Source organism: Hahella sp. HN01, from assembly GCF_018986435.1.
Classification (GTDB): domain Bacteria; phylum Pseudomonadota; class Gammaproteobacteria; order Pseudomonadales; family Oleiphilaceae; genus Hahella.
In genome coordinates, this window is the sequence record NZ_JAHMIN010000003.1 from 223,119 (window position 1) to 237,840 (window position 14,722).

Genomic DNA, 14,722 nt, shown 5'->3' on the forward strand with positions numbered 1-14,722 from the left:
CCTTAGGGGATCTCTGAAAACAACCTGAGGCTCCCTTAGATTTCGAATTCGATGCGGCCTTTGCCGTCGCTGTCTTTTTCCACTTCAGGATTACACAGCAGGATGCGGGAGGAGGCGATCTTTCCGCCTTCCAGCACCTTCGCTTTGAACTTCTGGCCTCGATCCTCCGCCAACTGTTTTAACGTCTTCAGTTGTTCTACCGTCAGGGCTTTCGTGTCGGACGGATAGTTCAGTTCTGCGGGGGCGACGATGGCGCAGGTTTTCACTTGCATGTCCTCTTTGTCCAGCAGCAATTGGCGGAATTCGTTGACGAACGCCTGTTGCTCTGGGCCGACGTCAGACTGGCCAGCCTGATAGGGCAGTGGCTCAATACGGACTTTCAGCGCCTGCTCGCCCGCGAACTTCACTACCGTGACGACATTGGCGTAGGGCACGAAGGTTTTGATGAGATAGCCGCTGGCGGCTTCGAATATCGCTTTCTGCGCAAGCAGAGCGACAAATCCGCTCCAGCCGAAGCTGGGGCTGTCAACGTCCCCGGACAGCGGCATGGCGAGTTCCACGTTGCCATTACCATCCTTCAGCATTCCCAGCGCCACGTTTAAGGGTATGGCTCCGCCTTGTTGAACGGTGCTGGCGTCAGGGTTTTTGTCCGCCCCCAGATCCATGCCGCGCAGCATGATTTTGGTGTCGCCGCTGATGCGTCCCTCATCAATGGTCATGGCGAGGTTCATATCAAACTGTCCGTTGTTGATGTCATAACCCAAGGCGTCGCTCAGGTAAGGCGATACCGGCGGCAGGTTTATTTCCGCAATATTGGTGCGGGTGTCGAGGGACAGCTTGGGTGCGAATGGCCAGATGCGCGTGTCGGACTGAATTTTGGAGTATTGGTCAGTCTGCGCCTCCATGGTGATATGGAACGCCTGTTCCGGGTTCTCGGTGGTCAGGCTTTCAGCGACCAGAGAGTTGATGCGGATATCCTGCTGAAAAGGCGGCTTCACGCCTTCATCGGTGAAGCTGAGCAAGGAGTCGCCTTTGACGGAGATTTGATTGATCACCAGATTGAATGGCGAACTTTCCGGCGCATCGTCCGCAGGGGCAGGGGGCGCTTCAGCGGTGGCTTGTGCCTCGGTTTGCGGCGTTTGCGACGCCTCTTCTTCTGCAGGAGCGTTCGCCGAAAGCGGCGCCAGGGTAATCAGATTGCGTTCTTTATCCAGATGCACATTGGAGCGGATGTCGCTCAACTCCACCATTTCGATAAACGCCCGTTTGTCGCTGGCTTCCACATTCGACACAAACAGGGTGCCCGCCTGCAATAGCGGCGGCAGCTTTTCGTTGTCGAGGGCGGAGCGCGACAGCACCAGATTCTGTGAGCTGATCTGATCCACCTTGACGTTAAGCGCCTCGTCCATGCTGAAGGAGACCGGCGTTAGATCCAGTTTGTCCCAGCCCGCCAGGATATAGCGTCCGGCGCTGTCGTTGACGCGGGTTTTACCGCTGTGGATCTTACCGTTGAAGGCGATTTCCGGTTCGCCTTCCGGCGCGATGCTGATTTGTAGTGGGTTCAGATCGATGCTGGTGATGTCGCTTTCGATGGTCATATCTTTAAGCTTCACGTCGACCTGAGATATATCCAGCTTTTTGGTGGTTGTGGTCAGGGTCAGAGCGCCGTTGCGCCAATCCACCACGATTTCCGCATTCAGGTCCAGGCTGGCGTTGCTGTCGCGCAGATCGGCGGGGAGATAATGGGCGAACTGCTGCATTCTGGCCTTGAGCGAACTGATGTCCAGCCACTGCACGAACTTGTCCGGGCCGACGCGAAACTCGGTGGCGAGAACGATATCGGCGCCGTTCACCTGAGTCATCACATCAGCGAAACCGTTCCACTCCGCGCCTTTGCCTTTGATGTTTTTCAGGTTGAGGCTGAACAGGCGAATCTCGTCTTGTAAGGGGGCTTGATCGGCGGCGCCCGCTGGCGGCAGTCGGCTGATATTGAGTGTGCAATTGCGCAACTGAATAGAGGGCAGGCTGATCGTCCAGTCTTCCCCGGCTGATTCCTGGGCAGGGGCCGGAGACTCTTCGGCTCCCGTTGGGAACAGCACTCCGGCGACGCGCCAGCCTTCCTGCTCCTGGGCGATATTCAGATGCAGGCCGTCCAGCGCGATTTTGTCGACGACCACGGTATTTTCAAACAAAGGCGTCAACTGCGCGGAGACCTGCAGGGCTTCGAACTTGAGTTCTAATCCTCGTGGGGTCGTGACTTTGACGCCACGGCCGTTGATCTCGGAAGTGAAGGGATTGATGGAGAGGGATTCCGCAGAAAACTCTGCGTTGTGCTCAGCGAAGTATTTGGTGAGCGCGTCTTTGGCGACGTAGGGGCCGAGCCCCCATATCCCCAGAATCAACAGACAAAGAATGCTCAACAGAGCAATTAACGTTCTGCGGATGATTCGCTGCATATCGGCGCCCTTGGTATTTTTTCGTGGCTTCCCGCGCAATAGCGGAGTCTTTCTTAATCGTCGCCCGCCGTCTTCGACCTGCAGGCGGGTAAACGCCGAAAGCCGAGTCGTGTCAGAAGGTTACGGAAAGTTTAGCCAGTCCTGCGCGGCTATCCAAGGGGAAATACGCCATCCGTTGGCATTGAGCCTTTTGCGCGCTTACATGCGCGAGATTTGGCCCAGCACGTCGCAACGCTCAAGGATCATCCTTTCATAGGATTCGACCATTGCAGGATTGCTGGAGCCGCACGACTTCCGGCTGTCCAGGTACCGGATGAGTCGCTGTACGTCTCTGAACAGCTGTCTTTCCAGTCGGTCCTTTGAGCTGGCGTTGTGCGATAACTTTGTTGGAATGTTATTGATCGCCATGAATGTCACACTCTGTTACTTTTTGCGTAATTGTAGATAAATAACATTACTTGTCAAAAGTAATAGGCCAAAAGTATTAATAAATTTGTGGTGCGCCTCTCGTTTTTGGCGTTAATTTGATCAAGTGAACACAAAAAATACCTGCGCCAGCCCGGCTAACGCTCCTAATACGCCGCCAATGGCGATTAATTTGATCTCATCTTCCTGGAAGCAGGGACGCAACAGGTCCTGAAACTCTTCCGGGGATAACGCCTCCATGCGGGTGCGCATGATGTTTTCCACCACGATGGCGCGCTCTTCGTTGAAAAGCGGGTCTTTGAAAGCCGTTTTGGATATCTCCAGGGCCTTTTCGCCGACTTTCTTTTTTAGTTCGGCGAACGCGGTAGGCCCGAAAGCGATTTGAGTAATGGGTTTGGCGACGCCGGTCGTCACGTCTACGAGAGGTTTGACGTGTTTCTTCACCAGGGCGCGGGTGCGTGCGCCGTTGGGGCCGTTGAGCATGGCGTTGACGATGTTGCCTACGGTCAGAATATCGTGGGTGACGATACGACAGAAGGTCGCCGCCACCTGTGGCTGCCTTTTCAGGAACAGGCCCTGAATGGTCACTGGACCGACCTTGGCGGGGTTGAGAGGACGGAAGATGAGGTTGAGTGCGATCCAGTTGGTGGCCCAGCCCACCAGAAAGCCGCATACCGGCAACACCCAGTCAACGGAATAGAAGTACCACAGCGCCATTTGCAGGACGCCGAAGCCGAACCCCAGCCAGAGGCCGCTGTAGATCAGAAAGCGAAACTCGGCGGCGCCGCATTCCAGAAAGATGCGATTCAGCAGCTCTTTATCCGCCACCAGCCGCTCCGTCACCATGTGCTTGAGGTCCAGCAGTTCCTCAATCTGGCGGCCAATGTCGCTCACCAGATTGTCGATCAGGCGCGGCGCATTCTTGCGGACGCGCTCGTAGACCTTGTTTTTCACGGCTTGCGGCAGGTTTTCCCACAGCGTGCGGTGTTCTGAAAGCATGATTTCGTCAACGTATTCCTCCACCCGGGGCAATATGCCGGCGACAATGTGGCCGGCCAGCGCTTGCGGGTCGATCTGCTCGAACAGCTCATCCACCGCTCCCAGCTTGGAGATGGTGGAGTCCACGCTGATAACCGCCATTTTTTCGGCTTTCGAAGGAATGATGCCCTGCCATCCGAGGAAGGGACGAAAGCCAATGAATTCAAGGGGATAAAAGGTCAGTTTGATCGCCAGCCAGTTGGTGCTCCAACCGATCAGCGCGGCGACCAGGGGGATGCTCAGGTACTTCCAAAACTCGGGGTTCTGTAACCACTGCCAATCCATCGTTTCACTCTCTCTGCAAAGGTGGGCGCGCTATTGTCATTAAAATGTCATAGGTTATGCACACTAATTGAACGTGGCGTTGAAGCGTCAAAGTTTTGAAACATGCCCGCCGTTTTCGGAGGCAGTCAATAATAGACTGAAAAATAAAAGAAAAAGAAAGCCCTAAAATACGGACCGCTGCACATTTGTCGAAATGGCGGCGAAAAGCGGCTCGGTCAAGCCGCTTTTCCACAAAGTTATCCACAGGGCGCCCATTTTTTGTGCGGCGTTTTAGGACGAAATATCGGCGTGCTCAGGGGCGCTTGAAGAAGTGTATGTAAGCGCCCGCTTTCTCTTTAGCGTTTTGCTGTAAAGGGAGTTGGATTTACGTTGGCGTAGAATCGCCAAAGTCGCCCCATAGCCATTGCATCAACGCCAGCGCCGCCACGGGGGCGGTTTCGGTGCGTAGAATGCGTGGGCCGAGCGGCGCATGCACAAAGCCATGACGCTCCGCCAGAGCCACTTCCTCATCCGTAAAGCCGCCTTCGGGGCCAATCAGCAGACAGACGCTGGCGGGACGCTGCGCCGGGCTCCAGGCGCGCGCATCGCCGGGATGCAGGATCAGCTTCAGGTCCGCCGTCACGTTTTGCAGCCAGCTTTCCAACGGCGTTACGTCGCCGATGTCGGGAACGCGGGCGCGTCCGCATTGCTCGCAGGCGCTGATCGACACTTGTCGCCAATGACGCCAGCGTTTGTCCTGGCGCTCTCCATCCAAGCGTACTTCGCAACGCTCGCTCAGCAGCGGCGTGAGCGCCGTAACGCCCATTTCCGTGGCTTTTTGCACGGCGTAGTCCATGCGTTCGCCCCGGGACACGACTTGTCCCAGATGCACATTAAGGGAAGACTCCGCGTCGATCGTCAGCGGTTCTGACAGCGCCACTTCCACATCCCTGCGACTCACCGCCAGGACTTTGGCGGGAAAGTCGCGGCCGTCTCCACTGAATAGATGAAAAGCGTCGCCGGGGCGCATGCGCAACACGCGCCCAACGTAATTGGCCTGATCGCCGGTCAGCGTCAGTTGGCTGAGGCCATCAAGAGGCTGGTCGATAAAGATTCGATTGTTTCTCAAGTTCAGTCCTTAACCGCCAGATGCAGCCCATCCCAGGCCACTTTGGCCAGATGAGCGATCTCGTCTTCGCTGATCACATAAGGCGGCATGAAGTAGATAACATTGCCCAGAGGACGCAGCAGCGCCTGGTTCTTCAACGCATGCTCATAGACCCGTATGCCGCGCCGCTCCTGCCAGGGGAAGGGCGTGCGCGAGGCCTTGTCCTGCACCATTTCAATCGCCAGGATCATTCCCGTCTGGCGGACTTCCGCCACGTTGGGGTGGTCCTCAAAATGCGCGGTATGCTCGCGCATGCAGGCGGCAAGGCGCTTATTTTGCTCGATCACGGGCTGATTTTGGAAGATGTCCAGGGTCGCCAGCGCCACACTGCAGCCGATCGGGTTGCCGGTGTAACTGTGCGAGTGCAGGAAGGCGCGCATGGTGGCGTAGTCGTCGTAGAAAGCGTCATAAATGAAGTCGTGAGTCATGACCACGGACAAGGGCAGATAGCCGGCGGTCAGGCCTTTCGACAGACACAGGAAGTCGGGCGAGATATCCGCCTGCTCACAGGCGAACATCGTGCCGGTGCGGCCGAAGCCAACGGCGATCTCATCCGCGATCAAATGCACGCCATGGCGGTCGCAGGCCTCCCGCAATAACTTCAGATACACCGGGTGATGCATGCGCATGGAGCCGGCGCACTGCACCAACGGCTCGATGATCACCGCTGCAGTTTCATGGGCGTGCTTCTGCAGCGTCTCCTCCATATGCGCGAACTGGCGACGGCAATACGCTTCCCAGGATTCGCCAGCTTCGCGGTGAAAGCAATCCGGGCCGGGAACATTGATGACGGGATTGAGAAGCTCGTTGTAGGTTTCCTTGTATAAGGCGACGTCGCCGACGGCGAGTGCGCCCAGGGTTTCGCCATGGTAGCTGTTGCTGAGATTGATGAAGCGGGTTTTGTTCGGCTTGCCGCTGTTGCGCCAGTAGTGGAAGCTCATTTTCAGCGCCACTTCCACCGCGGAGGAGCCGTTGTCGGCATAGAAACATTTGTTGAGGCCGGCGGGCGTCACTTCCGCCAGACGTTCTGACAGTCTCACCACTGGTTCATGGGTAAAGCCGGCCAGAATGACGTGCTCCAATTGCTCCAACTGGGACTTGATGGCGTCATTGATATAGGGATGACTGTGGCCGAACAGGTTCACCCACCAGGAACTGACGGCGTCGATGTAGCGATTGCCATCGAAATCCTCCAGCCAGACGCCCTTGCCGCTTTTGATCGGAATCAGGGGGAGAAACTCATGGTCCTTCATCTGGGTGCAGGGGTGCCACACACGCTTGAGATCGCGTTCCCGCAGTTCTGCGTTGGTAGTCAATTCCAGGCTCCTAATTATGTCCGGTAAATTCGCCGCCTATTGTGACATAGGGCGGCGCCCGGGTGGAGCCCGGCGGCAGGTCGACCAAAGGCTTAATCGTCCTGGGTCTGCACGCTGAACACTTTTTCCAGCATCATGGAAAGTTCGCGGGGCTGCGCCGGCGGGCTGAACAAATACCCCTGGCCGTAATCGCAGCCGGACTCCCTGAGTACGGCGAGTTGCTGTGGGGTTTCCACGCCCTCGGCGACGATTTTCATATCCATGGCGCGCCCCATTTTCACCAGCGCGTCCATTAATACTTCTTCCTTGGTTTTGCGGCCGAGATTACGGATCAGCAAGCCGTCCAGCTTCAGCATGGAGATGGGCAGCTCTTTAAGCAAGGTGAGGGAAGACGCGCCGTGGCCGTAGTCGTCGAGAGATAATCTGACGCCCATATGATGCAATTCCATCAAACTGCGGCGGCTCTCTTCAAATTCATTGAGCAGATTATGCTCGGTCAACTCCAGCACTAGCGAACCAGGGGGCACTTCGCTTTGACGGATGATGTCGCGCCAGCGTTTGATATGTTGCGAATTGATCAACTGGCGCCGGGACATATTGACGGCGATGAACGGCTGTTGATCGGCGGGGCGGGAGTACTGCCACTCCGCCGCCAGGTTGAGCGCATTTTTCAGCAGCCATTCGCTGATCTGGACAATATTGCCGGTTTCTTCCGCGATGGACATGAACTCCCTGGGATGCAGCTCGCCGAAGCGGGGGTGCAGCCAGCGTAGCAGCGCTTCCGCGCCGGCCAGGCGCATGTTCTTCAGGTCGATGATGGGCTGGAACTCTAAATGGAATTGTTCATTTTGCGTGGCTTCTCGGATATCGCCCTCCAGCATCAGGCGACTGGCGGCCGCTTCGTTCATGCGTTCTTCAAAGAAACGATACTGATTGCGGCCGTTGTCCTTGGCCTTGTACATGGCGATGTCGGCGTTTTTGATCAGAGTGGAGGCGTCTTCGCCGTCTTTGGGGAACAGGGTCACGCCGATGCTGGCGCCGATGTTCAGTTCGTAGTCGCCGACGCTGAAGGATTCCGCCAGTTGCTGCAGCAATATTTTGGCGACATGGATAGCGTCGGTTTCTTCCCGCAAGTGAGGCAGGACGACGGTGAACTCGTCTCCCCCCAGGCGCGCCAGCATGTCGCTCTCTCTGAGCCGCGACTTGAGCCGGTTGGACACCTGCTGCAACAGCTTGTCTCCCACCCCATGTCCCAGGTTGTCGTTCACTTGTTTGAAGCGATCCAGGTCGATGAACAGCACCGCTAGACGCGCATGTTCCCGCTTATGACTGGCGATCAGGGAATTGAGGTGTTCAAACAGATAGCTGCGGTTGGGCAGTCGGGTGAGAGGGTCATAGTAGGCCTGCAGGCGGATCTGCTCCTCGCTGCGTTTACGATCAGTGATGTCATGGACGATCAAATACAGATAGGAGCTGGCCCTGTCTTTGACTTCGGAAACGTACATTTCCACCAGACTGGAGCGGTTGTCGCCGCGGCGGGCGGCGATGACTGTCTTGCCGGATTGCAGGGAAGGCAGCCAGCTCTCATCCAGCATTTCATTGTTTTCAGAGAGAAATAAACGCGAGGCGGAGATATTTCCCATCATTTCGCTGGAAAAACCGAAGAAGTCGCAGGCGGCGGGATTGGCGTCGATGACCTTGTTGTTCAGAGGGTCGAGAATGATCTGCACGGCGTCGCAGTGCTCAAACATTTGCCGATAGCGGCGCTGGCTGCTTTCCAGTTGTCCGGCGGTGAGAAAATAACGTTGTATGAGTGCGGCAAAAAGAACGATTAGCGCCGCCAGCGCCATTTCCGGCGTCATTTGCTCAATGATGGCGCTGCGGATGGCGGACTGCTCCACGCTCAGCAGCAAATACCAGGGCGTTTCATCTATATTGGTGCGAATGAGAGCGTAGCCTTTTATCTCCAGGAAGGTATCGGTGGGGATGTCCTTGGGATGAGAAATAAAATTGTCGACGCCTTTGGGTAATGCCTCAGGAAAAGTGGCCGCGGTTTTCGCATGGGATGAGGTCAAAGTCGGATGCGCCAGCAACTGGTGCGACTGATTGACGATAAACAGCTCTCCCGCTGACAAGTTGGGACTGCGCACAAACCCTTTAAGCACATCAAGAGTAATATCAATGGCCACCGCTCCGTGAAAAACCTCGTTTGCGTAGATGGGGGCGGCGGCGGTGACCATCAGTCCCTCCCCAAACTCATCTACGTACACCCGGGTCCAGAACGGCGTGCGTTCGGGATTGTGATAGGGCAGGGCCATGGTAAAGAATTCCAGCGACAGGGATTCATTGGTATAAGCGAACTTATCGGAACCAATCCAGGGCGCGATATAAAGAAAGCGATTCTGGGAGATGTAGTAGACCCAGTTGGACTCCGGCAGATTCTCTTTGGTGGCGCGGAAGATCGGCGTCAACGACAGCGCCATTTCCATCTCGCGGTAGTAGTCTGGCTGGCGTCCCTGTATGTCTCCCAGCCCGGTGAGGTTGCCTACCTGATCCGTGGAGAATGGCGGTTGCAGGGTATCCATGGCGAAGAGACTGCGCGTGGAGTCATAGGCGATATTGGCGGACAGCTCGCTGTATAGATGATCCTCGTGATGGTTCAGAAAATAACTTTCCGCTGCGCGGCGCAGAATGGCGATATGCTCCATGATGCGACGGGTGGAGGCGCTGACGTTCTTTTGCGTCTGCTGCAGCTCCACTTGCATGGATTGGTAGTAATTGCGCGTGCGTTCGCGGTAATCAAGCAGGATCAGTACAACGCAGGCTATGAGAATAATCAGCAGCGCTGCGAGTCTGCCCGCGGTAGCCCCCAACTTCATTATTAGCCTGCCCCCTGGTTTATGGATTCAGTATAGGTAATGGCCGGGTATTTGGCGAAGCACCAAGCGTTGCGGCGCAACCCCTGCGAAGCAGATAAGAGAATAACTAAAAACACGGAGGCTTATCGACGTGGAAAATGCCGGAGAGCAGGAAGGCGCGTTGAAAAATAGTATGGGAACAGGGGCGCGGCAGGATAAACGAAGGGCCTGCCGGATAGTCCAGGCAGGCCCTTTTATTGCGTCGACGTTTGAGTCCGGGTCAGAAAGAAATCTTGTCGCCCAGATTCAGATTGTCCCAGACCGCCAGACTTGGCTCGGCCTGATTCAATGTGTAGAAGTGGATGCCGGGAGCGCCTGCGGCGAGCAGACGTTCGCACAGACGCGTGACCACTTCCTCGCCGAACTTGCGAATGCTGGCTGAGTCGTCGCCATAGGCTTCCAACTGTTTGCGCACCCAACGCGGAATTTCCGCGCCGCACATATCGCTGAAACGCGCCAGATTGCTGTAGTTGGTGATCGGCATGATGCCGGGCACGATAGGCAGGTTCAGGCCTGCTTTTTCGCACCGCTCCACGAAATAGAAATAGGAGTCGGCGTTGAAGAAATACTGAGTGATGGCGCTGGTGGCGCCGGCTTCGACCTTACGGCGGAAGTTGTTCAGGTCCGCTTCGGCGCTTTGCGCCTGGGGGTGAAACTCAGGATAAGCCGCTACTTCGATGGAGAAGTGATCGCCGGTGCGCTCGCGAATATAGCTGACCAGCTCGTTGGCGTAGCGCAGTTCGCCGGGCGCGCCCATGCCGGAAGGCAGGTCGCCACGCAGCGCAACGATGCGTTGAATGCCGTTGGAGCGGTACAGGTCCAGCAATTCGCCGATGGATTCCTTGGTGGCGCCGATACAAGATAAGTGGGGCGCGGTGGAAATGCCCTGTCTGTGCAGCGTCAGCACGGTGTCGATAGTGCGCTCGCGGGTGGAGCCGCCTGCGCCGTAGGTCACGGAAAAGAAATCCGGCTTGCGCTTGGCCAGCTTGTCTCGCACAGCCTGCAGTTTTTCCATTCCCTCAGGGGTTTTGGGAGGGAAGAATTCAAAACTGAAACGCCGTTTAAACTGAGTTTGGGATTCCATTAGCGTATTGCCTCCGGTTTAGGGAATCTCTCTGGACAACCGGCGGCGCGGCGAACCGCGCCAGACCGGCGGTCGATCAGTACTTGTAGTCCGCTGGTTTGTACGGACCTTCCACTTCCACGCCGATGTATTCGGCTTGCGGTTGCGTCAGCTTGGTGATGACGCCGCCGAAGCCTTGCACCATGTAGCGCGCGACTTCTTCGTCCAATTGCTTGGGCAGAACGCGTACGTACAGGTTCTTGGGCTTCTCATCCGCAGGCAACTCTGCGAACTTGCGTTCGAACAGGTACATCTGCGCCAGCACCTGGTTGGCGAAAGAGCCGTCCATGATGCGGGAAGGGTGGCCCGTGGCGTTGCCCAGGTTTACCAGACGACCTTCGGAAAGCAGCAACAGGTGATCGTTTTGATCTTTGTTGCGGTGCACGATATGCACCTGTGGCTTCACTTCTTCCCATTCCCAGTTGTCGCGCATGAAACGGGTGTCGATTTCGTTGTCGAAGTGACCGATGTTGCACACGACCGCGCCGGATTTCAGCGCTTGCAGCATATACTTGTCGCACACATTGACGTTGCCGGTGGTGGTGACCAGCAGGTCGGTGTGGCCCAGCAGGTCACGGTTAACGCCTTCTGCGCTGCCGGTGTTGACGCCATCGATGTAGGGAGACACGACTTCATAGCCGTCCATGCAGGCCTGCATGGCGCAGATCGGGTCGACTTCGCTGATCTTGACGATCATGCCTTCCTGACGCAGGGACGCTGCGGAGCCTTTACCCACATCGCCGTAGCCGATGACCAGGGCTTTTTTGCCCGCCAGCAGGTGGTCGGTGGCGCGCTTGATCGCGTCGTTCAATGAGTGACGGCAACCGTATTTGTTGTCGTTCTTGCTCTTGGTGACGGAGTCGTTGACGTTGACCGCAGGCACTTTCAGCTCGCCTTTCTTCATCATGTCGAGCAGACGGTGAACGCCAGTAGTGGTCTCTTCGGAAATGCCGTGGATGTGATCCAACATTTGCGGGAATTCGTTGTGCAGAATTTCAGTCAGGTCGCCGCCGTCATCCAACACCATGTTGGCGTTCCAGGGCTGACCGTCTTTGGTGATGGTCTGCTTGATGCACCAGACGTACTCTTCTTCGGTTTCTCCTTTCCAGGCGAATACGGGAATGCCCGCCGCTGCGATCGCCGCCGCTGCGTGATCCTGAGTGGAGAAAATGTTACAGGAGGACCAGCGCACCTCTGCGCCCAACGCCACCAGGGTTTCGATCAAAACCGCAGTCTGGATGGTCATGTGAATGCATCCCAGGATGCGGGCGCCGGCCAGGGGCTGTTGCGCGCGGTATTTTTCACGCAGCGTCATCAGCGCAGGCATTTCGCCTTCGGCGATGTTGATTTCTTTACGTCCCCATGCCGCCAGGCTGATGTCCTTGACCTTGTAGTCGCTGAAGTTATCTACAGATTGTAACTGAGCCATGTTTGGTGTCCTATTGCTGATCCTAATGAGGGGGGCGGGGCGAGCCCGCCGGAAGTCTCGGTCTGTTGCAAAAAGAGCCTCAGGGGAGGCTCTTTGCTATGGGAATCAGATACCGGCTGCGGCGCGCAGTGCGTCGGCTTTGTCGGTTCTTTCCCAGCTGAAGCTGTCGCCAGTGCGGCCGAAGTGTCCGTAAGACGCAGTCGGACGATAGATCGGACGTTTCAGGTCCAGCATGTCGATCAGGCCGCGTGGACGCAGATCGAAGTGCTCGCGCACCAAAGTGGCGATTTTGTCGTCGCTGATCTTGCCAGTGCCGAACGTGTTCACGGAAATAGAGGTGGGCTCCGATACGCCGATTGCGTAGGACACCTGAATTTCACACTTGGCCGCCAGACCGGAAGCGACGATGTTTTTGGCTACGTAGCGGCCTGCGTAGGCTGCGGAGCGGTCAACCTTGGACGGATCTTTACCGGAGAACGCGCCGCCGCCGTGACGAGCCATGCCGCCGTAGGTGTCGACGATGATCTTACGACCGGTCAGACCGCAGTCGCCCACAGGGCCGCCGATGATGAACTGGCCGGTTGGGTTGATGTGGTATTGGGTGTCGCTGTGCAGCCATTCTTCCGGCAACACGTGCTTGATGATCTCTTCCATCACCGCTTCGCGAATGTCGGACTGCTTCACGCCAGGGGTATGCTGAGTGGACAGCACCACCGCTTCTACCGCTACCGGCTTGCCGTTTTCGTAACGCAGAGTCACCTGGCTCTTGGCGTCTGGACGCAGCCAGGGCAGGATGCTGTTTTTGCGCAGGTAAGCCTGTCTTTCCACCAGACGGTGGGAGTAATAAATCGGAGCGGGCATCAGCACGTCAGTTTCATTGGTCGCGTAACCGAACATCAACCCTTGGTCCCCGGCGCCCAAATCTTTTTCGCTGGCTTCGTCCACGCCCATGGCGATGTCGCCAGACTGCTTGCCGATGGCGTTCAGTACTGCGCAGGACGCGCCGTCAAAGCCAACGTCTGAGCTGTTGTAACCGATATCCAGAATGACGCCGCGGACGATGTCTTCCAGGTCCACGTAAGTGTTGGTGCGCACTTCGCCGGCGATAACCGCCATGCCCGTCTTCACTAAAGTTTCAACCGCCACTCGCGCGTTCGGATCATCTTTAATGATGGCGTCAAGGATAGCGTCAGAAATCTGATCCGCCATCTTGTCTGGATGGCCCTCAGATACTGACTCGGAAGTAAAAATGGAATATTCGCTCATCGCATGCGTCCTTATGGTTAAAGATTACAATGACTGGGGTGGGTTGATGTTGCGGAACCTTCGGACTGACATGCGGTTGCGTCGGTCAGCGTTCGGCTCCCGTTTTTGGGCAATAAAAATTGGCGCACCTGGATCTGAAACCCATTGCGCACGCCTATATAAATGCTTTCGCCTTCCGCCAGGCCCGACTGCGCTCCCCAGCGGGAGATTTCAGTGCTGTCGAAGCCCAGCCACAAATCGCCGCAGGACTCTCTGGCCCAGGACTGATCGTGGCGGCTCAAGTCGCTCAAAATCAACATGCCGCCGGGGCGCAACAAGGCCGCGCAATCGCGAATCATGTCCGCCGGCGACGCCACATGGTGCAACACCATGTTCATCACAATCACATCAACGCTGACGCCCTGTTCGAGGGCGCCTCGCGTATCTCCTACGATAAAGCGCACGTTCGACAACTGTCTGGCGTCCGCAAAATCGCGTGCTTTTTGCAACATTTCCTCGGAGTTATCCAAGGCGATGACGGAATCCGCCATCGTCGACAGATCTTCCAGAAAGGCGCCTTCGCCGGGGCCGATTTCCAGAAGCGTGCTGACCTTCTCGCCGGCCAACTGTTGTTGCAACATATCCCGCACAGGCGTGGCGTATAACGGATATTCCGCAATCAACTCCTGGTGCGCCTGGAAATGCTCGGCGTACCGGGAGAAAAACGCCTGACTTTGCTGCGCGCGTTGCTCTCCTACATTGCCAATACGGTCGCGGGTGTCCGTGGTCAACGGCATCAGGTCCAGATTGCTGTACAACTGCAGCCGCGCCAGCTCGGCGCTGTCGTCGCCGGCCAGAATAGGACGTCGGTAGAAAATACTGTTGCCCTCCCGCTGGGCTTCCACCATCCTGGCCTTGGCCAACACTTTCAGGTGATGGCTCATGGCGGATTGCTTGACGTCGAATATCGAACACAATTCCAGCACCCCGTAGGCGTTCCGTTCCAGGACACGCAATATCTCCAGACGCAACGCATCGCCGCAGGCCTTATAAACGCCAGCCAGTTCTGCGTAGTCCGCAGCGGCTTCAGTATCCGCGCCGTCGCTGTGTGGGAGCATGGAATCATTCATAGGCCGAAAGTTTAGCAACATCAAAAAATGCGCACAAGAACTATATCAAAAAATTTTGATATAGTTTCTCTGGCGCAAAAAATGGGCTGTTTTTTGCAGTGAATGACAGTAGGACAAGGCGGCGTCACCGCCTTGGAGACGGGCTTGAGGGGTGAACGGGCGGTAAACATGGGGATTGGGGCGATGAAATTTGCTCATACCTCTTTAAT

The 14,722-nt window shown here is 56.5% G+C and carries 9 protein-coding genes; all 9 read right to left on the reverse strand.

Going from position 1 to position 14,722, the window contains the following annotated elements; all coding sequences use genetic code 11:
- Positions 1 to 35 precede the first annotated feature (35 nt).
- The 9 genes from KP814_RS04750 to KP814_RS04790 all read right to left on the reverse strand — a co-directional run bounded on the left by KP814_RS04750 (position 36) and on the right by KP814_RS04790 (position 14,501).
- Entirely contained in the window at positions 36 to 2,456 is a 2,421-nt protein-coding gene (locus KP814_RS04750; protein ID WP_216735669.1) for a DUF748 domain-containing protein, read from the reverse strand.
- A gap of 528 nt (positions 2,457 to 2,984) precedes the next feature.
- Complete coding sequence (locus tag KP814_RS04755; RefSeq protein WP_216735670.1) at positions 2,985 to 4,205, reverse strand: hypothetical protein; 1,221 nt, start codon at positions 4,203 to 4,205, stop codon at positions 2,985 to 2,987.
- A gap of 364 nt (positions 4,206 to 4,569) precedes the next feature.
- Positions 4,570 to 5,313, reverse strand: a complete 744-nt coding sequence (locus KP814_RS04760) for a 16S rRNA (uracil(1498)-N(3))-methyltransferase (protein ID WP_216735671.1) — start codon at positions 5,311 to 5,313, stop codon at positions 4,570 to 4,572.
- Positions 5,314 to 5,315: 2 nt separating this feature from the next.
- The gene (locus KP814_RS04765; protein ID WP_216735672.1) at positions 5,316 to 6,668 is read right to left on the reverse strand and encodes an adenosylmethionine--8-amino-7-oxononanoate transaminase; all 1,353 of its coding nucleotides are present in this window, start codon (positions 6,666 to 6,668) and stop codon (positions 5,316 to 5,318) included.
- Between the two features lie 92 nt (positions 6,669 to 6,760).
- Positions 6,761 to 9,547, reverse strand: coding sequence for an EAL domain-containing protein (locus KP814_RS04770; protein WP_216735673.1), 2,787 nt, complete (start codon positions 9,545 to 9,547; stop codon positions 6,761 to 6,763).
- A 259-nt stretch (positions 9,548 to 9,806) separates the two neighbouring features.
- On the reverse strand, positions 9,807 to 10,670 hold the full coding sequence (gene metF, locus KP814_RS04775; protein ID WP_127972960.1) for a methylenetetrahydrofolate reductase [NAD(P)H]: 864 nt from the start codon (positions 10,668 to 10,670) through the stop codon (positions 9,807 to 9,809).
- Between the two features lie 76 nt (positions 10,671 to 10,746).
- Positions 10,747 to 12,138 (reverse strand): adenosylhomocysteinase, encoded by a 1,392-nt coding sequence (gene ahcY / locus KP814_RS04780; RefSeq protein WP_216735674.1) that lies wholly within the window; start codon positions 12,136 to 12,138, stop codon positions 10,747 to 10,749.
- Positions 12,139 to 12,243: 105 nt separating this feature from the next.
- Positions 12,244 to 13,404, reverse strand: coding sequence for a methionine adenosyltransferase (gene metK / locus KP814_RS04785; protein ID WP_216735675.1), 1,161 nt, complete (start codon positions 13,402 to 13,404; stop codon positions 12,244 to 12,246).
- Between the two features lie 17 nt (positions 13,405 to 13,421).
- Positions 13,422 to 14,501 carry a metalloregulator ArsR/SmtB family transcription factor gene (locus KP814_RS04790; protein WP_253938162.1) on the reverse strand — a complete coding sequence of 360 codons (1,080 nt, stop codon included), beginning with the start codon at positions 14,499 to 14,501 and terminating at the stop codon, positions 13,422 to 13,424.
- Positions 14,502 to 14,722 lie beyond the last annotated feature (221 nt).

Bases quoted from the DNA above. Each gene is read 5' to 3' on its own strand.
- KP814_RS04750 (WP_216735669.1), bottom strand. From the start codon at position 2,456: ATGCAGCGAATCATCCGCAGAACGTTAATTGCTCTGTTGAGCATTCTT.
- KP814_RS04755 (WP_216735670.1), bottom strand. From the start codon at position 4,205: ATGGATTGGCAGTGGTTACAGAACCCCGAGTTTTGGAAGTACCTGAGC.
- KP814_RS04770 (WP_216735673.1), bottom strand. From the start codon at position 9,547: ATGAAGTTGGGGGCTACCGCGGGCAGACTCGCAGCGCTGCTGATTATT.
- metF (WP_127972960.1), bottom strand. From the start codon at position 10,670: ATGGAATCCCAAACTCAGTTTAAACGGCGTTTCAGTTTTGAATTCTTC.
- ahcY (WP_216735674.1), bottom strand. From the start codon at position 12,138: ATGGCTCAGTTACAATCTGTAGATAACTTCAGCGACTACAAGGTCAAG.
- metK (WP_216735675.1), bottom strand. From the start codon at position 13,404: ATGAGCGAATATTCCATTTTTACTTCCGAGTCAGTATCTGAGGGCCAT.
- KP814_RS04790 (WP_253938162.1), bottom strand. From the start codon at position 14,501: ATGCTCCCACACAGCGACGGCGCGGATACTGAAGCCGCTGCGGACTAC.